The sequence below is a fragment of the Bradyrhizobium genosp. P genome, assembly GCF_049949265.1.
GTDB lineage: Bacteria > Pseudomonadota > Alphaproteobacteria > Rhizobiales > Xanthobacteraceae > Bradyrhizobium.
This window is the reverse complement of the sequence record NZ_CP188195.1, coordinates 9,300,823-9,324,768: the sequence shown is the minus strand read 5'-3', so window position 1 is coordinate 9,324,768 and position 23,946 is coordinate 9,300,823. Positions and strand designations below refer to the sequence as shown.

At 63.6% G+C, this 23,946-nt stretch carries 22 protein-coding genes; 14 read left to right on the top strand and 8 right to left on the bottom strand.

The window, feature by feature from the left end; all coding sequences use genetic code 11:
• Positions 1–30 precede the first annotated feature (30 nt).
• Positions 31–1,278 (bottom strand): hypothetical protein, encoded by a 1,248-nt coding sequence (locus ACP2YO_RS44810; RefSeq protein WP_426437523.1) that lies wholly within the window; start codon positions 1,276–1,278, stop codon positions 31–33.
• A 198-nt stretch (positions 1,279–1,476) separates the two neighbouring features.
• Here ACP2YO_RS44810 and glf point away from each other — a divergent pair, with 198 nt between their 5' ends.
• Positions 1,477–2,679 carry a UDP-galactopyranose mutase gene (glf, locus tag ACP2YO_RS44805; RefSeq protein ID WP_426437522.1) on the top strand — a complete coding sequence of 401 codons (1,203 nt, stop codon included), beginning with the start codon at positions 1,477–1,479 and terminating at the stop codon, positions 2,677–2,679.
• 188 nt (positions 2,680–2,867) lie between these two features.
• On the opposite strand, the gene ACP2YO_RS44800 is transcribed toward glf, so the two are convergent.
• Positions 2,868–3,134, bottom strand: coding sequence for a hypothetical protein (locus ACP2YO_RS44800; protein ID WP_426437521.1), 267 nt, complete (start codon positions 3,132–3,134; stop codon positions 2,868–2,870).
• A gap of 428 nt (positions 3,135–3,562) precedes the next feature.
• Here ACP2YO_RS44800 and ACP2YO_RS44795 point away from each other — a divergent pair, with 428 nt between their 5' ends.
• Positions 3,563–4,864: a PQQ-dependent sugar dehydrogenase gene (locus tag ACP2YO_RS44795; protein WP_426437520.1), complete on the top strand. Its 1,302-nt coding sequence runs from the start codon at positions 3,563–3,565 to the stop codon at positions 4,862–4,864.
• A gap of 153 nt (positions 4,865–5,017) precedes the next feature.
• On the opposite strand, the gene ACP2YO_RS44790 is transcribed toward ACP2YO_RS44795, so the two are convergent.
• From ACP2YO_RS44790 to ACP2YO_RS44775, 4 genes are all read right to left on the bottom strand, one after another.
• Positions 5,018–5,869, bottom strand: a complete 852-nt coding sequence (locus tag ACP2YO_RS44790; protein ID WP_426437519.1) for a hypothetical protein — start codon at positions 5,867–5,869, stop codon at positions 5,018–5,020.
• Between the two features lie 24 nt (positions 5,870–5,893).
• Positions 5,894–6,985 (bottom strand): class I SAM-dependent methyltransferase, encoded by a 1,092-nt coding sequence (locus ACP2YO_RS44785; RefSeq protein WP_426437518.1) that lies wholly within the window; start codon positions 6,983–6,985, stop codon positions 5,894–5,896.
• A gap of 266 nt (positions 6,986–7,251) precedes the next feature.
• The gene (locus ACP2YO_RS44780) at positions 7,252–8,724 is read right to left on the bottom strand and encodes a cytochrome-c peroxidase (protein WP_426437517.1); all 1,473 of its coding nucleotides are present in this window, start codon (positions 8,722–8,724) and stop codon (positions 7,252–7,254) included.
• Positions 8,725–8,894: 170 nt separating this feature from the next.
• The gene (locus tag ACP2YO_RS44775; protein ID WP_426437516.1) at positions 8,895–9,824 is read right to left on the bottom strand and encodes a LysR family transcriptional regulator; all 930 of its coding nucleotides are present in this window, start codon (positions 9,822–9,824) and stop codon (positions 8,895–8,897) included.
• A 147-nt stretch (positions 9,825–9,971) separates the two neighbouring features.
• Here ACP2YO_RS44775 and ACP2YO_RS44770 point away from each other — a divergent pair, with 147 nt between their 5' ends.
• From ACP2YO_RS44770 to ACP2YO_RS44755, 4 genes are all read left to right on the top strand, one after another.
• A complete protein-coding gene (locus ACP2YO_RS44770; protein WP_426437515.1) occupies positions 9,972–10,718 on the top strand; it encodes an SDR family NAD(P)-dependent oxidoreductase in 747 nt (248 codons plus the stop codon).
• A 41-nt stretch (positions 10,719–10,759) separates the two neighbouring features.
• The gene (locus ACP2YO_RS44765; protein WP_426437514.1) at positions 10,760–11,620 is read left to right on the top strand and encodes an alpha/beta fold hydrolase; all 861 of its coding nucleotides are present in this window, start codon (positions 10,760–10,762) and stop codon (positions 11,618–11,620) included.
• Positions 11,621–11,654: 34 nt separating this feature from the next.
• Entirely contained in the window at positions 11,655–12,401 is a 747-nt protein-coding gene (locus ACP2YO_RS44760) for an SDR family NAD(P)-dependent oxidoreductase (RefSeq protein WP_426437513.1), read from the top strand.
• Positions 12,402–12,464: 63 nt separating this feature from the next.
• Positions 12,465–13,208: an SDR family NAD(P)-dependent oxidoreductase gene (locus tag ACP2YO_RS44755; RefSeq protein WP_426437512.1), complete on the top strand. Its 744-nt coding sequence runs from the start codon at positions 12,465–12,467 to the stop codon at positions 13,206–13,208.
• Between the two features lie 55 nt (positions 13,209–13,263).
• On the opposite strand, the gene ACP2YO_RS44750 is transcribed toward ACP2YO_RS44755, so the two are convergent.
• Positions 13,264–14,118, bottom strand: a complete 855-nt coding sequence (locus ACP2YO_RS44750; RefSeq protein ID WP_426437511.1) for an alpha/beta fold hydrolase — start codon at positions 14,116–14,118, stop codon at positions 13,264–13,266.
• 73 nt (positions 14,119–14,191) lie between these two features.
• The gene (locus tag ACP2YO_RS44745) at positions 14,192–14,890 is read right to left on the bottom strand and encodes an alpha/beta fold hydrolase (protein ID WP_426437510.1); all 699 of its coding nucleotides are present in this window, start codon (positions 14,888–14,890) and stop codon (positions 14,192–14,194) included.
• A gap of 145 nt (positions 14,891–15,035) precedes the next feature.
• Here ACP2YO_RS44745 and ACP2YO_RS44740 point away from each other — a divergent pair, with 145 nt between their 5' ends.
• The 8 genes from ACP2YO_RS44740 (at position 15,036) to ACP2YO_RS44705 (ending at position 23,288) form a co-directional block, all read left to right on the top strand.
• Positions 15,036–15,659 carry a CGNR zinc finger domain-containing protein gene (locus ACP2YO_RS44740; RefSeq protein WP_426437509.1) on the top strand — a complete coding sequence of 208 codons (624 nt, stop codon included), beginning with the start codon at positions 15,036–15,038 and terminating at the stop codon, positions 15,657–15,659.
• A gap of 94 nt (positions 15,660–15,753) precedes the next feature.
• Positions 15,754–16,647, top strand: a complete 894-nt coding sequence (blaBJP, locus tag ACP2YO_RS44735; protein WP_426437508.1) for a BJP family subclass B3 metallo-beta-lactamase — start codon at positions 15,754–15,756, stop codon at positions 16,645–16,647.
• Positions 16,648–16,854: 207 nt separating this feature from the next.
• On the top strand, positions 16,855–18,297 hold the full coding sequence (locus ACP2YO_RS44730; RefSeq protein WP_426437507.1) for a phenylacetate--CoA ligase family protein: 1,443 nt from the start codon (positions 16,855–16,857) through the stop codon (positions 18,295–18,297).
• 19 nt (positions 18,298–18,316) lie between these two features.
• Entirely contained in the window at positions 18,317–19,114 is a 798-nt protein-coding gene (locus tag ACP2YO_RS44725) for an ABC transporter permease (RefSeq protein ID WP_426437506.1), read from the top strand.
• 14 nt (positions 19,115–19,128) lie between these two features.
• Positions 19,129–19,956 (top strand): ABC transporter ATP-binding protein, encoded by an 828-nt coding sequence (locus ACP2YO_RS44720; RefSeq protein ID WP_426437505.1) that lies wholly within the window; start codon positions 19,129–19,131, stop codon positions 19,954–19,956.
• Positions 19,956–20,567 (top strand): GNAT family N-acetyltransferase, encoded by a 612-nt coding sequence (locus ACP2YO_RS44715; protein ID WP_426437504.1) that lies wholly within the window; start codon positions 19,956–19,958, stop codon positions 20,565–20,567. Before ACP2YO_RS44720 ends, ACP2YO_RS44715 begins: the two co-directional genes overlap by 1 nt.
• Positions 20,568–20,698: 131 nt before the next feature.
• A complete protein-coding gene (locus ACP2YO_RS44710) occupies positions 20,699–21,046 on the top strand; it encodes a hypothetical protein (RefSeq protein WP_426437503.1) in 348 nt (115 codons plus the stop codon).
• A gap of 262 nt (positions 21,047–21,308) precedes the next feature.
• A complete protein-coding gene (locus ACP2YO_RS44705; RefSeq protein ID WP_426437502.1) occupies positions 21,309–23,288 on the top strand; it encodes a DEAD/DEAH box helicase in 1,980 nt (659 codons plus the stop codon).
• Positions 23,289–23,946 lie beyond the last annotated feature (658 nt).

The following is a 23,946-nucleotide window of genomic DNA, read 5'->3' as shown; positions in this document are numbered from 1 at the left end:
GAGCCAGCCATGGAAATGGCAGGGCTCGCCTCAGGCGACTGCCTTCCTTGCTGTCGGTGCCCAGACGTTGGGGGGCGCCGGCTCCGCGGGCAGCAGCCTTGCCCCGGCGATACCCGTCATGTTCATCGTGATGTCGTGGATATCCTGCACCGACCGGCTCATCGAGAACCGCGGATAGAGCTCGTCAAACGTTGCAGCGGTTGCCGCTTGCGCCGCGGCAGGATCGGCCAGCACGGCCTCTACGGCGGCCGCGACGCTGGCGGCGTCCCGGTCCTGACCGAAGCCGAAGCGGGCGAGATGCGGCATGTGAGTTGCCGTGAAGCTGTTGGCGTCGAACACCGGCACGGTGCCGGCGCCGAGCGCGAAGAACACCCGGTCATGCACCGACAGGTCGACATTGGGATTGAGCGAGACGGCCGCGAGATAGCTGCCGAGGCCCGCACGCATTGCGTCGAACGGCATCGCGCCGAGGATGCGGGCGTGCCGCGCCGTGCCCGCCAGATCATCCCAGCCGCCGCCGATGAAATCGACGGGATAGTCGAGCAGCACCGCACCGACCTCGCGGCTGCGCACCGCCCGTGTGTAATTATCGAGCCGGGTCAGGATCGCATTGAAGATGTCGCGGCCGGGCGTCAGGTAAATCATATGCTCGGCGGCAACCCGGACGATGATCTCGGGAAACGCGCCGCAGGTCTTGCCGCGCGCCTCTGCAATCGCATCGAACAGGATAGTGAACAGCTTTGGCGGCAACGCCTTGCGGTAGGAGCGTTCCAGCTCTGCCGGATTCCAGCCCGACTTGGCGAACACCAGCCGGCCATTGCGCTTCTCCGGCGGCAGGCCGCCGAAGAAACCCGGATCGGGAATGCCGATATGGGCCGCGAAGACGGCGCCATTGGCCTGCAGATGATCGCGGTTGAAGGCGGCATGGTCCGGAAACACATAGCCGTGGGCGAGAAAGGGACTCTCGAGCCCGTGGCGCCGCGCGAAATAGGACGGGTGGTCGCAAAACCAGGTGAAGCAGGGGATCTTGGCCTCGTCCCAGAACAGCTTCTGCTCATTGGTGTAGAGTTCGAGCCCAATCCCGGAAAAGCCGATCGCCATCGTCTCGGCGCGTCGCGGCAACAGGGCGTTGAGCCGGGCCGGCGTCTCGGGCGCCTGCAGATTGAGCATCCGCACCTCATGTCCAAGGCGATCGAGCTCGGCGCCGACCATCAGCAGGATGCCATGCAACGAATCATAGGTCGTCTTGTTCGATGTCACGATCGCGATGACGGACATGGTCGGTGGGTCTCCTCGCGTGTCGCCGCTCGCGCGGCGTCGTTGCTTTTTGTTGAACGGTTGAGCCGCCCATTCCGGGCTCGGAATTATCCGATGGCCCTGGATTTATTTCGCCCGAATGGCCGCGTCGCCGCGTTGAAGAATCGTCGGGATTCGTGACGGCTCATTGCCGTGGTCGATATGCGGGGCGGGGGCCACATGCAGCTTGATAGCTTCGATGTCGTCGTGGTGGGCGCGGGTTTTTTCGGCGCTGTCATCGCGGAGCAGGTGGCAAGCCGGCTCGGCCGTTCCGTCTGCGTGATCGACCGCAGGCCCCATATCGGCGGCAACGCCTATTCGGAAGCCGATCCCGATAGCGGCGTCGAGGTGCACCGCTACGGCACCCACATCTTCCACACCAATTCGGAAGCCGTCTGGCGCTATCTGCACCGCTTCACTGAGTTCACCGACTACCGCCACCGCGTGTTCACGGTGGCGAAGGGCCGCGTCTATTCGATGCCGATCAACCTTGCGACGGTGTGCGCCGCGTTCGACCGGGTCATGACGCCGCAACAAGCGCGCGCGGCGATCGCAGCGGAGGCCGAAGCGCATGGCGCATCCAGTGTCCAGAACCTCGAGGACAAGGCGATCGCCTCGGTCGGCCGCACGCTCTATGACCTCTTGATCCGCGGCTATACGCAGAAGCAATGGCAGACCGATCCGCGGCAACTCTCGGCCGACATCATCGGTCGCCTGCCGGTCCGGTTCTCGTTCGACGATCGTTATTTCGCCGATCGCCACGAGGGCATGCCGCTCGATGGCTATACCGCGATCTTCCGCCGGATGCTCGATCATCCGAATATCTCGGTCCAGCTCGGCGTCGATTATTTCGACGTCGCCGACCAGATTACGCCGCGGCAGCTCGTCATCTATACCGGCCCGATCGATCGCTTCTTCGGCTATGCCTGCGGCCATCTCGGCTGGCGCACCGTCGACTTCGAACGCGAGATGCATGACGTCGCCGACTTCCAGGGCGCGGCCGTCATCAACTACGCCGACGAGGACGTGCCCTTCACCCGGATCCACGAGTTCAAACATCTCCATCCGGAGCGCACCCATACGCGGCCGCAAACGACGATCTACCGCGAATATTCGCGCTTTGCCGGCCGCGAAGACGAGCCCTATTATCCGATCAACACCGCCGCCGACCGCGCCATGCTGGCGTCCTATCACGCCATGACGGCAGCGCATCCGAACGTCATCTTCGGCGGCCGGCTCGGCTCCTACAAATATCTCGACATGCACCAGGCGATCGGGGCCGCGCTCAAGACCTTCGAGCACGAGGTCGCGCCCCGCCTGGGCGGACAGCCCGCCGAGCTTCGCGAGGTGCTCGACGCGAACCTGTCGCTCCAGCCGGCCTAGATTTGCGCGCTCGCCAATGGGGGGGGGCGAGTTTGCGGGCTCTCCATCCAGCGCTCGCTTGGCTATGGCGCGATGGTGAAGTGAGGCACCCCTCTGCATCTTGAATTGTCACCGCATCGTAAAACTGCTTCGACGGAACAACGAAAGGCCCACCGCTCGATGAGCGATGGGCCTCAATTCTGCGTGTGCTACCACTGCCTGTAGATGCCGGTCAGCGTGCCGTTATTGTTGCCCTCAGGGCCGACATCGCCCTGTGACGAACTCGGCGCCGGGTGATTGGCGCCACTGTACGAACCATACCAGCCCGGCTGGGCCGGATAATAGTTCACCCGCGGCTGCACCGCCTCGGTGCGTGGCGCGGCGCGTTGCCACCCCACGGGGTTACCATATTGATCGTAACCTTGGGCGAACGCGCCGGCGGTGGTTGCGATCAGCGATGCTGCGACGAGTGACAATAGTGTGATCTTTTTTTTTGCATTCACAAGCTCCTTGCACAAGCTCCTTGCTGGTGTCGCGACCAACGATGGCGACGGAGCAGGCGTTCCCGTTCCCTGATCAACTCTCCAATGTGAAGCACGCCCGGCGCGACATCATTTTCTGGTGAGCGATGCAGCCCGGCGCAGTCACCCGCGGGGGCGTCGCCTGCCCGCAGTGGTCCGGAAAAGAAGCCCGCCAGTGCGGCGGGCAAAGGTTCAGGGAGGAGCGCTCTGACAGAGAACGCCGACGCAATCTGCTCGATTCGGAGGCCAATGCTAAGATAGTATAACTACTGTCATCTGCGTCAGCGCCAATGCGAAGACTTTCCGGCCTCGGAGGGGCGGCGGCGGCCGACGATGTCCAACCAACCCGCGCCGGATCGTGCGCCATCAAACAGGGGAACTTCATGAGCATGTCCGGTATTTTTGCGCGCGTCGTGGCGGGAATCGGCGCCGGCGCGGTGGCGTGGCGCCGGCGGCAGGGCGAGCAGCCCAAGCCAGCCTGGGGCCTCGCGCCGGAGATTCCGGCGGCGAAGTCGCAAGGGGCGATTCCAACGCTCAAGATGCCGACCGCGAGGGGCTGGGACCCCGGCCAGAAGCCGATTGCGGCGCCCGGCCTGAAGGTCAATGCCTTTGCGACCGGCCTCGACCATCCGCGCTGGATCAACGTGCTGCCCAATGGCGACGTGCTGATCGCGGAGGCGACGCAGATCGCGGGCACACCGCGGACCGTGTTTCACTATGCGATGCAGGCGACGATGCGTCGCGCTGCGGCACTCGGCGTCAGCGCCAACCGCATCACGCTGCTGCGCGATCGTGACGGCGACGGCGTGGCGGAGACGCGCGGCGCCTTCATGGAAGGTTTGAGCCAGCCGTTCGGCATGGCGCTGGTCGGCGACACCTTCTATGTCGGCAACACCGACGGCGTGGTCGCCTTCCCCTACGTCGCGGGCGCGGATCGCATCACCGCGCAGGGACGCAAACTCGTCACCTTCAAGCCTGCCGGGCACTGGACGCGCAGCCTGTTGCCGAGCGCGGATGGCACGAAGCTCTATGCCGGCGTCGGCTCGCTCACCAATATCGCCGAGAACGGCATGGAGGTGGAGCAAGGCCGCGCCGCGATCTACGAGCTCGACCTTGCCAGCGGCAACAGCCGCATCTTCGCCAGCGGCCTGCGCAACGCGGTGGGGCTCGCATGGGAGCCAAAGACCAACGTGCTCTGGACCGTCGTCAACGAGCGCGACGGGATCGGCGACGAGACGCCACCGGATTATCTGACCTCGGTGCGCGACGGCGGCTTCTACGGCTGGCCCTATTGCTACTGGGGGCAGACGGTGGACGATCGTGTGCCGCAGGATCCGGCCATGGTCGCCAAGGCGATCCAGCCGGACTACGCGCTCGGCGGCCATACCGCCTCGCTCGGCCTGTGCTGGATGCCTTCAGGCACGCTGCCGGGCTTTCCGGATGGCATGGTGATCGGCCAGCACGGCTCGTGGAACCGTTCGACGCTGTCGGGCTACAAGGTGGTGTTCGTGCCGTTCGAGAACGGCCGCCCCTCCGGCCCCGCGCGCGACATCCTGTCGGGCTTCCTCGCACCCGACGAGAAGGTGTCCTACGGCCGCCCGGTCGGCGTCGCGCTCGGCCCCGACGGCTCGCTGCTGATGGCGGACGATGTCGGCAACGTGATCTGGCGTGTGACGGGGGCGTGAGATGCGAACGGGCGAGGGCCTGTATTCATCAAACAAATGCGCGGACGTCGGCTTTTGGATATGACCGTGCAACAGCACGGAACCGTAAGCGCGACACGAGCGTCGCAGGCGGCAATATCATGTCAGGAGGAACTTTGGAGTCGGATTGTGAAGTTATCCTGCACTCGCCAAAACTGTTTCAGCGGAAATGAGCGAGTTGGATGGACGGACCCGCATAGCCTCTAATTGATACCTCGCGAGAATATCAGTGTCCAAGACGACGCGCTCTTGTGTGTAATAACTGAAGTGGGCGACGATCTCGTCACCGATAATTTGCCCCGGTCTTTTTGTCAGCATGGGAAGGAAGGCAGAGATATATTCCTCGTCATCAACATCAAGCGGGCAAAAGGCGTCACCAAGCGCGTTTCGATCTCCTCCGAACACTCCAAGGCAATTGATCGAGAACCGCCCCATCGTCATCGTGGCGTCTGGAATGTGGAGGGAATCAACCCGATCGGTCTCGATCTTATTCAGAAAAGCACGGTGGAGGAGCACTGCAAATGCAGGGTTTTTCCATCCGATTTCGCAGCTAGCCTGACACGACAATGCATCCGAGCATTTGACCTTACCATGGAACGATAGCAGCCAGGAGCAGATCGCATTGTTGATGACCACCGGCGAGAACCAAATCGCATTTGTCTTGCTTGCTGCGGCTTTTGCCGCAAAGCGCCCAAAAAAACCTGGAGGCAGGTAACAGATGTCGTCATCCAGTTTGACGTAAAAGGCGTTCGGATCGGTCATCGTCCGATAGAACTTGTTGATCGATTTGTTGTCACCCTTTGAGTTCGGCAGCGAAACGATCTTGATCTTGGGACTGACCAACGATTGAATATAGACTCGGTCGGCCGGATCCCGACAATTATCCCACAGGTGCCATTCGGCGACTGTTTCGTCGCTGAGAATATACTTGGCCAACACTTCGAGATACCTACGGCGGCCAGCCGGCGTGACGGCGATCACTTTCATAATAGCGCGGTGTCCTGCAAGGGCTCAGTCCAGCCTGGAAATCACAAACCCGACTTGTTGATGGCTTGGCACAAAGCCGAACGGTTTGGCTCGAATGCCGGTCTCGGCGAGCAGCTCCTCGAAGGCCTTGAACTCGTGATCGCGCCAACCCGGATAGTTCCAGTACTCGTCGAACACGATAAGAGTGCCCGGTACGATCCGATCCTTCAAATTTGCCAGGATCGTTTTGGTTGACGAATAGAGATCGCAGTCGACGTGAAGAAGTGAGAGCGGCATTTGTGGCCGATCATGAAGGAAAGCTGGCAGAGTATCGTCAAACCACCCCTTGATCAGCGTCACGTTGGGCGGAACAATTGGCAGGTGTGCCTGCGCGAATACTCCCTTGTCAAATCCGCTCCGCCACGCCTCAGGCAGCCCCTCAAAAGAGTCGAAGCCGTAGAAATGGGTCTGCGGTGTGTTCCGAGCCATGTGGCTGATCGTGCGGCCCGACGCCACCCCAAATTCAAGGAAGAGGCCGTTTGGTTGAGCTAGATCCAGTGCTTTCGACAGCAGCGACAGATCGTTGTCAAACGCGGGGCATGTCAGAAAATGCTTCTCGTAGTGCTCCGCGCTGTCGAGAGCTGCCTTAAAACAGGCGACGTCCAAAATGTCGAAGCTATCCCCCCGGGGTTTGGGAAAGTTCATTCCTGCTGACGGGATCCTCGTCGGGTTTTTCGGGACAATCGGTATGTGGATTTCAGGTGGTGGTTGCCCGTCGTGCATCAAATAAGAGAGCGCGCCAGCCACCTGGGGGCACAGGAGATCCTGCGCTTGAAGCTGTTTCAGCTTTGTGATGGCCTCGTCGCGCGGACCTGCGATGCCTTGAATGAACGCCTCGAGGACATCAAAAATCTTGACGACCTTTGGCTGCTGAACAGAGCGCAAAGCGCGTAGGACCACAAGGAGGTCGCCAGCATTGCCCTCCTCGACGACGACCTTGAGGAGCAGCCAGAGCTCCGGATGATCCAGGCCATCCTCCATGTCCCTCGCCAGTCGATCGAGAGCTCTGAAGGCCTGCGTTTCCTCAAGCTTGGTCGCGCTCGCCCGCTCGTTTGATTGTAGTACGTGTTCGGTCACGGCCGCCCCCTCGCCGGTACGCCTACTGACGCATCGGAATGTGTCGATGCTCACGCACGTGAGTCGCCCGAGGATTGCCAAGTATGGTTAATGATTGATTAACATAGGCCATATGAGACTGGCTCGGCGCCGATTAAGGCCGCATTGGCGCGCCGCCTCTATCATTTTGAATTTCGCCTATTGGCCCTTCTTGGACCTAGTGCAATGTCCGCTTTTGCGTCGCTGTTTGGAGACAAAAGGACATTACGGATTTGTGGGTACGCGCTCTAGTTCTTCGCCGGCGCGTATCCGTCCGTCAGCGTTTGCATGAACGCAACCAGCGCATCTTCCTCCGGGCCGGTGAGGCCGAGATGGCCGGTCTTACTGGTGTTCATGTTCTCGGTGGTCTCCGGCGCGGGCCAGCAGCCGATGCCTTCGCGCGGGTCGTGCGACGCGCAGCGCGGCAGCACGTCGCGCGTATTGTAGAAGTGGACGATCTCCTTCAGGCTCTTGAAGTAGCCATTGTGGCCGTACGCCTTGACGAAGTCCGGCGATGGCCGCTTGTCAACATTGCGCAATGTCGGGACCTGGAAGCGACCGCGAGTCTGCGGCGCCAGCGGTTTCCAGCGCGCATCCACCGCCGACGGCTGGCTGAGCGGATGGCCGCCGGCCAGGAAGGCGCCCACCCCGCCATCGACGAACGCGGAGCCGTCCTTGTTCGCGACATAGCCGCGATCATCGGGGGCGCTTTCCGCATAATAGGGCAGCTCCGGATTTGCCGGCGTGCCGATATTGCTCGCGGTGAAATCGGTGAACAGCGGATCTTCTCCGGGGCCGCCGTCGCGATGACATTCGTTGCACCGGCCCTTGCCGCGGAACACTTCATATCCCTGCTGCTCCTGCGCTGTGAACGTGGCCTTTCCGGCCTGCACCGCATCGTATTTCGAGGAGAATGCCGTGACCTCGTGCGAAGCCTCATAGCCGGCGATCGACTGTGCCATCTGGTCAAAGGTGGTGGCGGCTCGGCCGCGATCTACGCTGCCGAGATGCACGGGGAGCGGATCGTTGGCGGGCGGCGGGCCCGGCGTGTTGCAGACATCATCGACATCGGACGGCCAGGTGATCGCGAAGGCCTGTGCGCCCCACACCGCTTCAAACAGGCCGCGATAGGGTCGGTGTGACGCGCGATACACCGCGCAGGCGATATCGGGCAGGCCCATCTCGACCGGATTGGTCGGCGGTCCTTCGGCCTGCTCGGCGGCGGGATTGCCGAGACGCCGTCCGGTCGCGCGCATGTCCCAGAAATTGCCGCCGACCAGATCGCCCTGGCCTTCGTTGTAGTGCAGCACCGGCGACAGCGGCGCGTAGGTGTGGGTCTGCGGCTTTCGCTCGCTGAAGCGGGTGCGGACCGAGCCGGGATAGGAGCCCGTTGTCCGGTTGATTTCCGAGATCGGTCCCGTGAAGCCGGTATCGGGCATATGGCAGAAGGCGCAAGCTTCGTTCCGGTTCACCGAAAGCTCCTTGTCGAACAGCAACAGCTTGCCGAGCAGTTCGATCTGCTGAACCTGATTGTCGGAACCGGACGTCAGGCGCGCCAGGCTATCGTTTTCGATCCGGTCGATCTCGGCTTCGACGCGCGAGATATCGGAAAGGGTGGCAGGTGAAAACGGCCCCACGCGATCCTGCGCAAACAAGATCGGGATTGCCGAGCATGTTGCCGCGACGGCAACGGCGATCGAGGCGACGATCCGAATACTCATCTGGCATCCCCCAGGATTTGCCTCTCGCCATGCAGCCTGCGCGAAATAGACGGCGAGGGTAGCAGCGTGCAAGTCACGTCTTTGGCACACAATCGGTCCTGATGGCTATTCGTAGCGCGACCGGGTCAGGAGGTGTCCAGTTGTGTTGGGCGAGCGGCAGCAAGGTTCCATCAACGCGCCGCGGCGGGCCGCGATCTGGCTGGTCTGCCCTCGTCGGGATGCATGGCGGAAAGTTCACCGATCCTGGACAGAAAACTCTTCAGGATCGGCGAGGTGTTCGCCTTGTGATAGCCGATCGCGATGTCGATCGTCGGTGCTTCGCCCTTGAGCGGGCGGCTGACGACCGACCATGGCAGGAAATATTTCGCGGAGGCCGGCAGCAGCGCCACGCCGCGGGTCGAGGCGACCAGCGAAACCGCCATCGCATAATTGTCGATCTCCAGTGACGGCGTGATCTCGATTTTGTGGCGCTTGAAGTAGTCGGCGATGATGCCGCGCAGCACCTGTGGCACTTTCGAGATGCCGATATAGGTCTCGCCGGCGAATTCCCTGACGTCGACGGTCTTGCGCTGCGCCAGCCTGTGGTCGCTGGGCAGGATCGCGACCAGCGGCTCTTTCGCGACAATCTTGATTTCGATGTCGGGCAATTGTTCGGCGCGCAGAAAGGCGACGTCGAGCCGGCCGTGCATCAGCTCGTCGGCGAGCGTCGCCGAGTGGTCGCTGGAGACGCGGATCTCGATACTGGCGAGGTCGTCGCGCAGCAGGCTGGTGGCGCGCGGCAGCCAGGCGACCTCCTGGCCGGTCGTAAATCCCATCGCAAAGACCCGCTTGCTTGGCTGGGCCGCGCGTCGCGCCGCTTCCGCGGCTGCCTCGGCTTGCGTCAGCGCCAGTCTCGCATGGTCAAGGAAGGCCCGCCCCGCGGCGGTGAGCTCGACGCCGTGCACGCTGCGGGTCAGCAGCGGCACGCCGACCTCGTATTCGAGATCGCGGATTTGCCGGCTAAGCGATGGCTGAGCCGTGTGCAGCCGCTTTTCGGCGGCGACCGTCAGGCTGCCTTCCTCGGCGACCGCGACGAAATAGCGAAAATGCCGAAGCTCCATGTTCCATACCTATCAGGCATGGATACCAGCCTACAAAGTCTTTTTCAAAACCGCCAGCCCGCACCAAATAGCTCACCAACGATGAGCGCTCCGCTTCGACCATGCCCCTCCGGCAGGGTGCGGCGCGCTCGCCAAGGACAAATGACCATGCCTGCCCCCGTCGTGCTGATCACCGGCGCGCTGACCGGAATCGGCCGCGCCACCGCCATTGCCTTCGCCGGTGAAGGCGCCACCGTCGTTATCTCCGGCCGCCGCGAGACCGAGGGCAAGACGCTCGAAGCCGAGCTGCGGCGCCTCGGTGCCGAGGCCGTCTTCGTTGCCGCCGACGTGCGCCACGAGGACGATGTACGCCGTCTGGTCGATCAGACAATGGCGCGGTTTGGCCGGCTGGATGTCGCCGTCAACAATGCCGGCACCGAGGGCGAGTCCGGTCCGCTGACCGAGCAGACGCCCGACAGCTATGCCGCGATGTTCGACACCAATGTCCTGGGAACGCTGCTCAGCATGAAGCACGAGCTGCGTGTGATGCAGCCGCAGGGCGCCGGCAGCATCGTCAATATCTCCTCCACGATGGGCGAACGCGGCGCAGCCAATCTCGCGCTGTACACGGCCAGCAAGCACGCAGTAGAGGGCCTCACCAAATCGGCCGCGCTCGAAGCCGCGGCGTTTGGTGTCCGCGTCAACGCCGTCGCGCCCGGTCCGACCGAGACCGCGATGCTCGACCGGCTGACGGGCACGCCGGACAAGAAGGCTGCGTTCTACGCCGCGGTGCCGCTCAAGCGCGGCGCGCGGCCCGAGGAGATCGCCGCCGCCGTCACCTTCATCGCCTCGGAAAAGGCCGCGTTCATCACCGGCCAGATCGTCCGGGTCAACGGCGGCAAGACCGCCAGTTGATCGCGCGACAACCCTTGCAACGCCAATACGGGAATTCTGTCATGACCACGCACACCCATCACACCGCGCCGACGCAATTCGTCGAGGCCAACGGCATCCGCTTCGCCTATCGCCGCTTCGGCAAGCAAGGCGGCGTACCGCTCGTCTTCAACATCCACTTCATGGGCACCATGGACTACTGGGATCCGGCCGTGACCGATGGCTTCGCACGGGATCGCGAGGTCATCCTGTTCGACAATGCCGGCCTGTCCTCGAGTTCGGGCGAGGTGCCCGAGAATATTGCCGGAATGGGCGCCAATGCGATCGCCTTCATCCGTGCGCTCGGCCTTAAGCAGGTCGATGTGCTCGGCTTCTCGATCGGCGGCCTGGTCGCGCAGGAAATCACGGTGCAGGCGCCCGATCTGGTGCGCCGGCTGGTGCTGGTGGGCACCGGGCCGCGTAGCGGCGAAAGCATGGATACCGGCACCCCTGAGGGCAAGGACATCTTCGGCGCGACCTACGCCGATCCCGATGATCTCTGGCTCCGCGTGCAGTTCACGCCGTCGGCCGCGAGCCAGGCCGCGGGGCGCGAATTCATCAAGCGCTTCCGGGCGCGCACCGAGAACCGCGACCCCGAAGTGTCGCAGCAGGCGGCGCTGGCGCAGCGCGCGGCGATCGCGCAATGGGGCGTCAAGCGCGAGCACGCCTGGGACTATCTGAAAGAGATCAAGCAGCCGACGCTGGTCGTCAACGGCAGCAGCGACGTGATCATCTATACGGTCAACTCGTTCATCCTGCAGCAGTATCTGCCGAACGCAAAGCTGATCGTCTACCCGGATTCGGCGCACGGCTCGCTCTACCAGTATCCGGCGATGTTCGTGGCCGACGTCTCGGCGTTTCTCGATCAGACACAATGGGCGTGAGGCGGCGGCGTCGCATCTCGCAGGGAGAATCACCATGACCAGCCTCAAGGGAAAGACAGCCCTCGTCACCGGCGGCTCGCGCGGCATCGGCCGCGCCACCGCGCTGGCGCTCGGCAAGCTCGGCGCGCAAGTGCTGGTGCATTACGGCCAGGCCGCCAAGGAAGCGGAGGCCGTGGTCGCCGAGATCCGCAAGGCCGGTGGCCGTGCCGACGCTATCGCGGCCGATCTCGCCGCGGCTGACGGCGCGCATCAACTGGCTCGCCAGGTCCGCACCATCGTCGGCGCCCGGCTCGACATCCTCGTCGCCAATGCGGGCGTTGCCAAGGCGGCCGTGATCGAGGACACCACGATCGAGGACTTCGACCGGCTGTATGCCGTCAACGTCCGCGCGCCGTTCTTCCTGGTGCAGCAATTGCTGCCGATCCTGTGCGAGGGATCGAGCGTCGTGCTGGTCTCGTCGCTGGCGGCGCACGCGGTGGTGGGCACGCTGCCAGCCTATGCCGCAACCAAGGGCGCGATCGATACGCTGGTCAAGCACCTGGCGAGCGCGCTCGGCGCGCGCGGCATTCGTGTCAACGCGGTCGCGCCCGGCGTGGTCCCAACCGACATGTCGTCCTTTGCCAAGACCGACGAGGGCCGCGACTACACGCTCGGCATGCAGGCCCTCAAGCGGATGGCGCAGCCGGACGACGTCGGCGACGCCATCGCCTTCCTTGCCTCAACAGGCGCGCGCTGGATCACCGGCGATACGATCCGCGTCGACGGCGGCTCGAAACTCTGAACTTTGGTCTCTGCCAGGCTGTCATTCGACGGCCTGTTCATCCCGATCACATGGAGAATGACAATGTCAAAGAAGCTCGAAGGCAAGACTGCAATCGTCACCGGCGCTTCGCGCGGGATTGGAGCTGCGATCGCCAAGCGTCTCGCTGCCGATGGCGCCACGGTCGCGATCACCTACAGCAAGGGCGTCGACACTGCCGCTGCGGTCGTCAAGGCGATCGAGAGCGCCGGCGGCAAGGCCGTCGCGATCCAGGCTGACGCCACCAACCCCTCCGCGGTCAAGGCCGCGGTCGAGAAGGTCGTCGCCGCGTTCGGCGGGCTTGATGTCCTCGTCAACAACGCCGGTACCGCGATCCCGAAGAAATTCGAGGACACGACGCTGGAGGAACTGGATCAGGTGATCAACCTCAACATCCGCGGTGTCTTCATCGCTACGCAGGCGGCGCTGAAGGTGATGCGCAAGGGCGGCCGCATCATCACGATCGGGTCATGTGTCGGCGAGCGCATGATGACGCCGGGACTGGTGCCATATTCCGCCACCAAGGCCGCGATCAGGATGTTCACCCAGGGCCTGTCGCGAGAGGTCGGAGACCGCGCCATCACGGTCAACAACGTCCAGCCCGGACCGATCGACACCGATCTCAATCCGGCCGCCGGCGAGTGGGCGGTCCCGCAGAAGGCCGCCACTGCGCTCAATCGGTACGGCACCGTGGACGAGGTAGCCGCCCTGGTGGCCTTCGTCGCCAGCCCGGAGGCCTCCTACATCACGGGCGCGAACCTGACCGTGGACGGTGGCACCAACGCCTGACACGCAAGGGGCGCCGTCGGTTCAACGAACGGCGCCTCTCTTATATGCGACGACATCAGTGACCGAGGAGATCGCGGATGCTGTCCGCGATCTCGGCGGCGTGCGTCTCCAGCGCGAAGTGGCCGGTATCGAGGAAGCGCACCATCGCCTTCGGGTTGTCGCGCTTGAACGCTTCCGCACCCGGCGGCAGGAAGAACGGATCGTTCTTGCCCCACACCGCCAGGAACGGCGGCTGATGCGTGCGGAAATAGCTTTGGAAGGCCGGATAGAGCGCGACGTTGCTCTTGTAGTCGCCGAACAGGTCGAGCTGGACGTCGTGGGCGCCGGGACGCGCCATGTAGAAATTGTCGAGGTTCTGACCGTCCGGTGACACCGTTTCCGGATCCCCGACGCCATGGCTGTACTGCCAGCGCGTCGTCTCCGGCGTCAGGAAGGCGCGCAGCGCGTCGCGGTTGGCCGGCGACGGGTCCTGCCAATAGGCGCGGATCGGAGTCCAGCCGTCGCTCAGGCCTTCCTCATAGGCGTTGCCGTTCTGCGAGATGATGGCGGTGATCCGTTCGGGATGCTTGGCGGCGATGCGGAAGCCGGTCGGCGCGCCATAGTCGAACACATAGACCGCGAAGCGATCGAACCCGATCACCTCGGTGAAGCGATCGATCACGCCGGCAATGTTGTCGAATGTGTATTTGAACTTGTCGCGCGCCGGCATGTCGGACTGGCCGAAGCCGGGAAGGTCCGGCGCCACGATATGGAATTGATCCGCAAGCAGCGGAATCAGATCGCGGAACATGTGCCCCGCACTCGGGAAGCCGTGCAGCAGCAGCAGTTTTGGCGCACCGGGCGAACCGGCCTCGCGATAGAACACCTTGAAACCGTCGACGTCGGCAAAGCGGTATTTGATCTCTGACATTGATCGCTCCTTGCAGGTCGTAACGCGTTGATGGGTTTTGGAAGGCGATGACTTGACCGCTATGACTTGCCCGCTATGACTTGGCCGCAACGTTGCGGATCGCAACCCGGATGATGTCGGCGACCTGCGCCGGCGCTGACACGATCGGACTGTGATCGACGGCATGCGACTTCACGGTCGCCTTCATCCGCGCGGCCATGCTGCGCTGGGTCTCGGGCGCGATCATCCGATCATCCTCGGCGACCAGGAACCAGGCGGGCACGTCCTTCCAGAGCGGACGGCCGACCGGCACCGTGATGCAGGCCGGCGAGATCGGCCGCTGCACCGCTGCGAGTACGGCGAGATCCTCAGGCTTGGCGCATTGCGCGAAGGCCCCAGCGAACGCCGGCTCGGGAAGCCAGATCAGGCCATTGGCGTCGGGCGCGAGTTTTGGCGCGAACGGATGCGGCGGCAGACGGTAGAATACGTCGGCAACCGTCTCGCCCTGGTCGGGCGCCAGCGCTGCGACATAGACCAGCGCCTTGACGCGGGGGATGCGGGTTTCGGCGATCACAGCGCCCGCATAGGCGTGACCGGCCAGCACGATCGGTCCCTCGACGCGCTCCAGCGTGCGGTTCAACGCCGCGACATCGTCAGCCAGCGAGGTCAGCGGCAGCGGCGCCGCCACAGCTTTGATTCCATCGGCGTCAAGCGCCGTGATCACCCGTGCCCAGCTCGAACCGTCGGCCCACGCCCCATGCGCGAGCACCACGCTGACATCCCTGTTCGCCATCTTCCGCTCCTGTGTTTTCAATAGTAACCGTATAAATGCCACTTGACAGGTTACAACGCTTATGGCTCACTGGTAGTAACTTGTCAACAGGCTACAAGCAGGTTATTTGCGACGAGCCGAAAGAGACCGCCAGGAGGGCCTCATTTTGCAATCCCATCCGCCAGCCATCTTCATCGCCGATACGCTGGGCCTCGATTTCATCAATTCGATCGCGACCCCCGTCGATACGCCGGTCGACTGGATCGCTGACGGCGAGGGCCTGCTGCGCTGGCTGAGACAGGCGGACCTCGTCCCCTCAGATGTGATCGACGAACTGAAGGCCCGCGCTGTTACCGGCGAGCTCGACAAAGTCGCCGATCAGGCGCGCGATATGCGCGAATGGTTCCGCGGCTTCGTCCGCAAGCATATGGGCCGTCCGCTGACCGCGCGCGCGCTTAGGGAACTCGAGCCGCTGAACCGGCTGCTCGAACGCGACGAGGCGTTCAACCGCATCGTGCCGCACCGTCACGATAACGGCGGCGGTTTCGCGCTCGAACGAACGCGGCGCTGGCGCTCGGCGGAATCATTGCTGCTGCCGGTCGGCGAGGCGATGGCCAAAGTCGTCTGCGACGAAAATTTTACCGACATCAAGGCGTGCGAAGGTCCGGCCTGTACGCTGATGTTTGCCGATCACACGCGGGCGCGCGCGCGGCGATGGTGCAGCATGGCGATCTGCGGCAATCGCGCCAAGCAGGCCGCGCATCGCAACCGGATGAAGGACAGCGGCTGAGAGCCTGCCGCGTCGACGTGGGCTTGCGACGAAAAGCAAAAACACGCACAGTAACTCCCGGTCATAAGCAACAACAATATGCAGGGAGGCAACGATGAGGACGTTCACAGCTGCGCTGTGCGCCCTGGCGCTGATCGCAACCGGTGCGCAGGCGCAGGCGCAGACGCTGAAGGACTTTCTGGCGGCCGTCACCAAGAAGTGGACCACGCCGTTCGAGCCGTTCCAGCTGATCGGCAACATCTACTACGTCGGCACCGACGGGATCGCGGTCTACATCATCAAGACCTCGCATGGTCTGATCCTGATGGACACGGCGCTCCCGCAGTCGACCGGCATGATCAAGGACAACATCGCCAAGCTCGGCTTCAAGCTCGGCGACATCAAGTACATCCTCAACACCCATGCGCATTTCGATCACACCGGCGGCTTTGCCGAGATCAAGCAGGAGACCGGCGCGCAACTGGTCGCCGGCAAGCGCGACGTGCCCCTGATCGAAGGCGGATACTATCCGGGCGATGAGAAGAACGCCGATCTCGCTTTTCCGCCGGTGAAGGTCGATCGCGCGGTCTCCGAGGGCGACAAGGTCACGCTCGGCGATACCACGTTGATCGCGCACGAAACGCCCGGCCACTCGCCCGGCTGCACCAGCTGGGAGATGACCGTCAGCGACAGCGATCAGGACCGCACGGTGCTGTTCTTCTGTAGCGGCACCGTCGCGCTGAACCGGCTGGTCGGTAATCCCACGCATGCAGGCATCGTCGACGACTACCGCGCGACCTTCGCGAAAGTGAAGGGGATGAAGGTCGATGTGCTCCTTGGGCCTCACCCGGAGGTCTACGGCATGCAGGAGAAGCGGGCGCAGATGAAGGACGCCTCGCAGAACCCGTTCATCAAGCCCGGTGAGAATGCGACCTACGTGGCGCGGCTCGAACAGGATTTCGACAAGCAGCTCGCCAAGCAGATGGCCGCCCTGCAGAAAGCCAATTAGCCGGAAGCTGTTCCGTCCGTCATCCCGGCGCAGCCAGCGGGGGCGGTGCCGGGAATGATGCCGGCTGCAAATCTTGCGCGCTGCGATGCATGCAGTCGCGTGTGATGCGCGTCACGGCGCGAATGAACGCGGAGAGCCATTGATAGCACCATGATTGGGCGATCCCCGCGATGGATCGAAGCGTCCCAGTCAATCATGGAGCTGACGATGGATATCTCTCTTGCGACTCTCGTTTCCGATGACAGCAAGCTGGCCTCTCTGGTTCCCGCCGAGGTCCATGGCGCCGATGCGCCGCAACGCCAGTTCTGGGAAACCGAGCACACGAGGCCGGATTTCGAGCCCAGCAATGACGCGGCTCCCGAGCTTGTCGCGGCGACCGAAAATTATCTCGGCGAATGCCTGCGCCATCCTTATCTGCCTGTTTCAGAAATCCGCGCGCAACAGTTTGCCCGCATCAAGCAGTTGGTCGAGCTCGCCTACCGCGACATCCCGGTCTACCGCTCCAAATACGATGCGGCCGGGTTCAAGCCGGCGCATCTGCGCGACTACGACGATATCCAGAAGATCCCCGTCATCACCAAGCCGGACCTGGTCGCCGCCTTCCCGGACCAGTGCGTCAACAGGAAGTACAAGCCCGAGGATCTGTTTCCGACGCGCTCGTCGGGTTCCTCCGGCCAGACGCTCCTGATCCGCGTCGACTACGACGCCGTCATCACCGACACCATCCAGGGCGTCCGCCAGTTCGCGATGCAGAGCGGCGGCAATTATCACGCGGAGGACCTGCTCACGCATGTCTACACAGTGCCGTGGTGGTTCGATTCGATCGGCGGCAAATATCCGACCGCGTTCATCTCGAACCTGATCCCGCCGGCCCGCGTCGCCCAGCATCTGCGTTACCTCGGACCAAAAATTCTCTCGCTCTACCCGTCGAGCCTGGATGCGCTGATGCCGCATGTCGACGAGTTCCGCACCTCCCTTAATCTCGCGGTGACCCATTCGGAATACTCCTCGCGTACCGCCCGGCAGGAATGGTCGCGGCAGCTCGGGGTGCCCGTGCTCGACGAATACTCCTCCGAGGAGGCGACGCGCATCGCGCTCGAAATGCCCAACGGACAGTATCATGTCTGCGAGGACACCGTGCATCTCGACGTGCTCGATCCCGTCACGATGCAGCCGCAGGTCCCGGGTCAGTCAGGCATCGCCGTGATCACCAATCTGCTCAACGAGGCGATGCCGTTTATCCGCTATGTGCAGGGCGATTACATCACCCAGCCGGTCAACCCGGCACCGTCGGACATCAACTGGTCGCAGATCGCCAGCATCGACGGCCGGCTCAACGATGCCTTCGTCAACCGCGGCGGCCGCAAGGTCCCCGCCGGCAGCATCCTGGATGCGACCTATCGCTGGATGTTCGACTGCAATTTGCATCTGGCGCAGTTCGAGATCGTGCAGCGCGACGTCGATCTGGTGGAGGCCCGCGTCGTGCTCGGGGCCGATACGCCGTTACAGCGGCTGCACGACTCGGTCGCGCATCTGCAGGATCTGCTCGCGGCCTGCCTCGAGCATCCGGTCCGGGTGAAGGCCCATGCGCTCGATGCGTTTCCGCCGCAGGTCGGCAAGCGCCGCCCGATCCGCCGCGAGATGGCATAAGCGAGAACGGTGACCCGCCATGACATGTTCGTTGAACCGTATAGCTGCCATGACGGCGCGCTATTACTACATCCTGCGCTCGTCATGGCTGAGACTGCTCGAGATCATCTACTGGCCGGCGATGCAGATGATGGTGTGGGGCTTTCTCTACACCTACCTCTATCAGAGCAGGTCGGCGATGGCCGATACCGCGGGCCTGCTGCTCGGCGCCGTGCTGCTCTGGGACGTGCTGTTCCGCGGCCAGCTCGGCTTCACCTTCACCTTCCTGGAGGAGATCTGGTCGCGCAACCTCGCGAACCTGATGATGAGCCCGTTGCAACCGGTCGAGCTTGCGGCCTCCCTGATGCTGATGAGCCTGATCCGGCTTTTGATCGGCACCATTCCGGTGACACTGCTCACGCTGCTGCTGTTCGGCTTCAACATCTACGCGCTGGGCCCCGGACTGATCGCATTCTTCCTCAACCTGGTGCTGACCAGCTGGGCGATCGGGCTTGTCGTCGCCGGCCTCGTGATCCGCCAGGGGCTTGGTGCGGAAAGCCTCGCCTACTCGATCATGATCGTGCTGCTGCCGCTGTGTTGCGTCTACTATCCGGTGGAGGCATTGCCGGCCTGGCTGCACCCGATCGCATGGTCGTTGACGCCGACCTACGTATTCGAGGGCATGCGGGCCGTGCTGATCGGCGGCGTGTTCCGCACCGATTTGATGATCGAGTGCCTCGCGCTCAATCTCGTCTACCTTGCTCTCGCCTTCACCGCCTTCATTGCCCTGCTGCACAGCGCCCGCCACCGAGGCGGCCTGCTCACCATGGGCGAGTAATTGGGGATTCAGCCATGAGCCGCATCGAACAATTCGTGCCTGCCAAGCGCGTCATGTCAGCTCCAGCGAGTGCCGTTCCTACGCCGGGCAATTCGCCGGTGCGCGCCGACGCCGGCGACGCGCCGGCCATCGCGGTCGAAGACCTCTGCAAGAAGTACCGCACGCATTGTGCCGTGGACGAGGTGAATTTCATCGTCCCGAAAGGCTGGACCGTCGGCCTGCTCGGCGGCAACGGTGCCGGCAAGACCACCACCATCGCCATGATCATGGGCCTGGTGGTCCCGACCTTCGGCCGCGCCATGGTGCTCGGCTGCGACATGGCGAAAGGCCGTCACAAGGTCCTGAGCCGGATGAATTTTGAAAGTCCCTATGTCGCGCTGCCGGGGCGCCTCACGGTGCGCGAGAATCTCACGGTGTTCGGACGGCTCTATAACGTCCCCAACCTCAAGACCCGCATTGAAGAGTTGATCGAGGATTTCGAGCTCGGCGATGTGCTCGATCGCGCGACCGGGCAGCTCTCCGCCGGCCAGAAAACCCGCGTCGCGGTCGCCAAGGCGCTGATCAACGACCCCGACGTGCTGCTGCTCGACGAGCCGACGGCGTCACTTGATCCCGACCGCGCCGAATGGGTGCGCAGCCGGCTGCGCGCCTATCAGCAGCGCCGCGGCGCTACCATCCTGCTGTCCTCGCACAACATGTCGGAGGTCGAGCAACTCTGCGACTTCGTCGTCATCATGAGCCATGGCCGTGTCGTCGCGATGGGGCGTCCGGCTGAGCTCGCCGAGCGTTTCAAATGCCGGGATCTCGACGAGGTCTTCATCTATCTGGCGAGGGTCGCGTGATGCCGTTACTTCACGTCGGACGTTCCGAACATCGCCGACGGCCGGCGCGGATCGAGATCCGGCGCGAGCGGCGCTCCGACGTCGCCGATCGCGAACATTTGCTCGATGCAGCCTTCGGTCAGGGCCGCCTTGCCAAAACCTCGGAGCGGTTGCGCGAAGGGCGCAAGCCCGCACTCGGCCTGGCCTTTGTTGCGCGTCAAGCCGGCCGTCTCGTCGGCACGCTGCGGCTGTGGCCGGTCGTTACCGGAACCGGCCACATGTGCCTGCTGCTTGGCCCGCTCGCGGTCGCTGCCGACGCCAGAGGTTGCGGGATCGGCGCCGCGCTGATGCGGAAGGCGCTGCACAAGGCCCGCGCGCTCGGCCACCGCGCAGTCCTCCTGGTCGGCGACGCCGCCTATTACACCCGTTTCGGCTTCTCGGCGGAAAGGACCGGCGCGCTCCGCATGCCCGGCCCCTATGAGCGAGATCGCCTGCTGGCCTGCGAATTCGTGCCGGATGCACTCCGCGGCGCGCGCGGGCTAATTGCCGCGACGTGCCCGCGGCAATCGCGGCTATCCAGGCTCATGAACCGCATGGCCGGCAGCGAGGCGCCGATCGGACAACCCGCTTGATCCCGATACCTCTGAAACGCATAAAACCGGAGCGAAATCCCAAACGCTTTTCAACCCATCTCCCTTGAGTGTTCGTCAACCGCCGAGGCCGATGCTCACGCGCGCCGAACTGGACATGGCAGGAGCCGAACATGCCGACCAAGGGACGAGCGACCGCGACCAGGGCCCACGCGCTTGAGCGCGAGGATATTCTGAACCCGCACGCCATCAGCACGCTGAGCGCGGGCGCCGTGAGCGCGATGAGTGCGGTCGGGGCGGCCGTCATCAAGAGGAACAAGGCTGCGCTCGGCGAGAACGCGGACTGGTTTTGGCACATGTTCGCGAAGTGCGAGGCCAAGGCCGCGCGTCTCGCCGAACAGGCTGCGCAGGATCCCAAGGCCTGCGGCGACGCGACCTTCATCGAGACCTATGCGAGGCACCTGCCGAAACTGATGGCCTCGGCGCTGGAGACCCACGAAAAGACGCTCAAGGCGAAATAAAGTTAGCTGGGGCGGGTTATTCGCGCATCAACTGTTCACTCCAAGGCTACGACGTATGGGACAGCGGATTCCGGCGTTGACGTTTTCGCATCGAGGTTGCGGAGCCGCTGACGATATAATCAGCATATGGTGATTTGGTCCTTCTTGGCGTAAAGCATCCGCATCAGATCGCGACACGCGCGGCCCTGCCGCCCGCCGGCCAGGCAGCCTCAGGTCACCTGGCTCGATGATCTGCGCCCGAACCAACCAAGGTTTCCATCCCGTGTCCTTTCCGACCACAAGTGCGCCGCTCGCCCGAGCCTTGGCCGAGCGCAGCTATGATCAGCCGACCCCCGTTCAGCTCGCCGTGTTGGCGGACGAAGCCGTCGGCCGCGACCTGCTGGTTTCAGCCCAAACCGGCTCCGGCAAGACCGTCGCCTACGGGCTGGCCATCGCAACCGACCTTCTGGGGGACCTCGAGCGGTTTGAGCGGGCCGCCGCGCCGCTGGCCTTGATCGTCGCGCCGACGCGCGAACTCGCCCTGCAAGTCCAGCGCGAGCTCGCATGGCTTTATGAATATGCGGATGGCCGCGTCGTCGCCTGCGTCGGCGGCATGGACCCGCGCCGCGAACAGCGCGAGTTGGCCGCGGGCGCTCACATCGTCGTCGGCACGCCTGGCCGGTTATGCGATCATCTGCGGCGCGGCCATCTCGACATTTCCGGATTGAAGGCCGTCGTTCTCGACGAGGCCGATGAAATGCTCAATCTCGGCTTCCGCGAGGATATGGAATTCATCCTCAAGACCACGCCGGACACGCGCCGAACGCTGCTGTTCTCGGCGACCTTCCCACGTGGCATCGTCGCGCTGGCAAAGCAGTATCAGAAACACGCCTTTCGGATCGAGGTCGCGGGCGATGAAGGCGGTCACGCCGATATCGAGTACCGCGCCATCCGCGTCGCCCCAAGCGATGTCGAGCATGCCGTCGTCAACGTATTGCGCTTCTTCGAAGCGCCGAGCGCGCTGGTGTTCTGCAATACCAGGGATGCGGTCAGGCATTTGCAGGCCGCGCTGCTGGAGCGCGGGTTTTCCGTGGTCGCGCTGTCGGGCGAGCTGACCCAGAACGAGCGCACCCAGGCGCTGCAGTCGCTGCGCGATGGACGGTCGCGCGTCTGCGTGGCGACCGACGTGGCGGCGCGCGGCATCGACCTGTCCAATCTCGACCTCGTCATCCATGCGGATCTGCCCAATGACGCCGAGGTCATGCAGCACCGCTCGGGCCGTACCGGCCGCGCGGGCCGAAAAGGTGTCAGTATCCTACTGGTGCCGCCGGCCAGACTACGCCGTGCGGAACTGCTGCTGCGGATGGCCGGCATCGATGCGATCTGGGGCACAGCGCCTCAGGCGGACGAGATCCGCAAGCTCGATCACGAGCGCATGCTGCACGATCCGGTGCTCACCGAAGAATCGACTCCCGACGATCTGATCCTGGCGCAGGCATTGCTCGCCGAGCAGTCGCCCGAGACGATCGCCGCGGCGCTCGCGCGTCTCTATCGTGCGCGGCTTCCTTCACCCGAAGACATTCTCGATCCGGGCCAAAGTCGAGGCCGGGATCGTGACGATCGCGGCCGGGACAACGTCCGGCCATCGCGCGGCGACGACCGTCCCGCCGGGCCCCGCTCGAAGCCGGGAAAATCATCGGCGCGTCACGGCATGGGGGAGGGCAGCGTCTGGTTCCGCGCCTCGATTGGACGACGGAAGAATGCGGAAGCCCGCTGGCTTCTGCCGATGATTTGCCGCCGCGGCGGCATCGACAAGGCCGACATCGGCTCCATCAAGGTCTTGGACACCACCACGGAGTTCGAAATTGCCGCACGGGTCGCGGACTCCTTCGCGGTCAAGATCCGGCGTCCCGACAAGGAAGACAGCATCCGCATCGCGCCGCTCGCGGACGCTTCCCCAGGTCAGGCGTCTTCGGAAAGGCCGTCGCAGGCACCTTGGCGCGATGCCGGCGACACCGGTCACCGCGCGCCCCGACGTGACGATTCCCGTGACGAAACGGGAAGCGAGCACCGCGGCAAGCCTCACGGCAAGAAGGGGCCGAAATACGCTGGCGAGCCGGGCTTTGGGAAGAAGCCGGGTTTCGAGAAGAAAAACAAACATCGCAACGAGTCCGGCCACTCCGGGAAACCGCACGCGTCAGGTGCGGCACCCGCGAAAGGCGCATTCGGGAAAAAGAAGCCAAAGAAGAAGCATCGCGGCTGATCTGCCGTCTTCCCGCAGCGGGTGTGGTGCGGCGTCCCTGACGGGCCAATCACCGATTTGCCCGACGATGCAAGCCTCCACAGAAATATTTCGCTTTATCAGAAATACAAATAGATGTATAAATCCGCCCGTCTCACCCGATGAGAGGGGCGTTGCGCAACGTCACCAGCGCGCGGCGAGATGCGGTGGACGCCAAATGCGCGACAGACGAGCGCGCATGAAGCGGACGGCGAAGTCGTGTGGTCCTGACGCTGCAATGCAGGCGGAAAATCCAAGAAACGCCAAAAGCAACTCGCGGACGACGGTGGCAACGAAGCGCTCACCGGGGAGATCACGAAGGAAACCGTAACACCATCGTGCAGGGAAAGCCGGCGTTCCCGGTTACACCTGTGGTCCTACCCCGGTGCTTCCTGTTGCACCGGGCCCATGGGTGCAATCGGCACCCGGCTTTCCCTGCGCCCTCTATTCAAGGAGAGGGCGGAACGAAAGACAAAGCTCGGGCAAATCATGTCGCGAGAATGCGCAGCCGCACCCACCGCTGTCATCGCCCGGCCTTGTGCGCAATTGCGCACTGGGACCGGGCGACCCAGTACGCCGCGGCCCATCGGCTCAAGCACAACTGTCTCTGGAATACTGGATCGCCCGGTCAAGCCGGGCA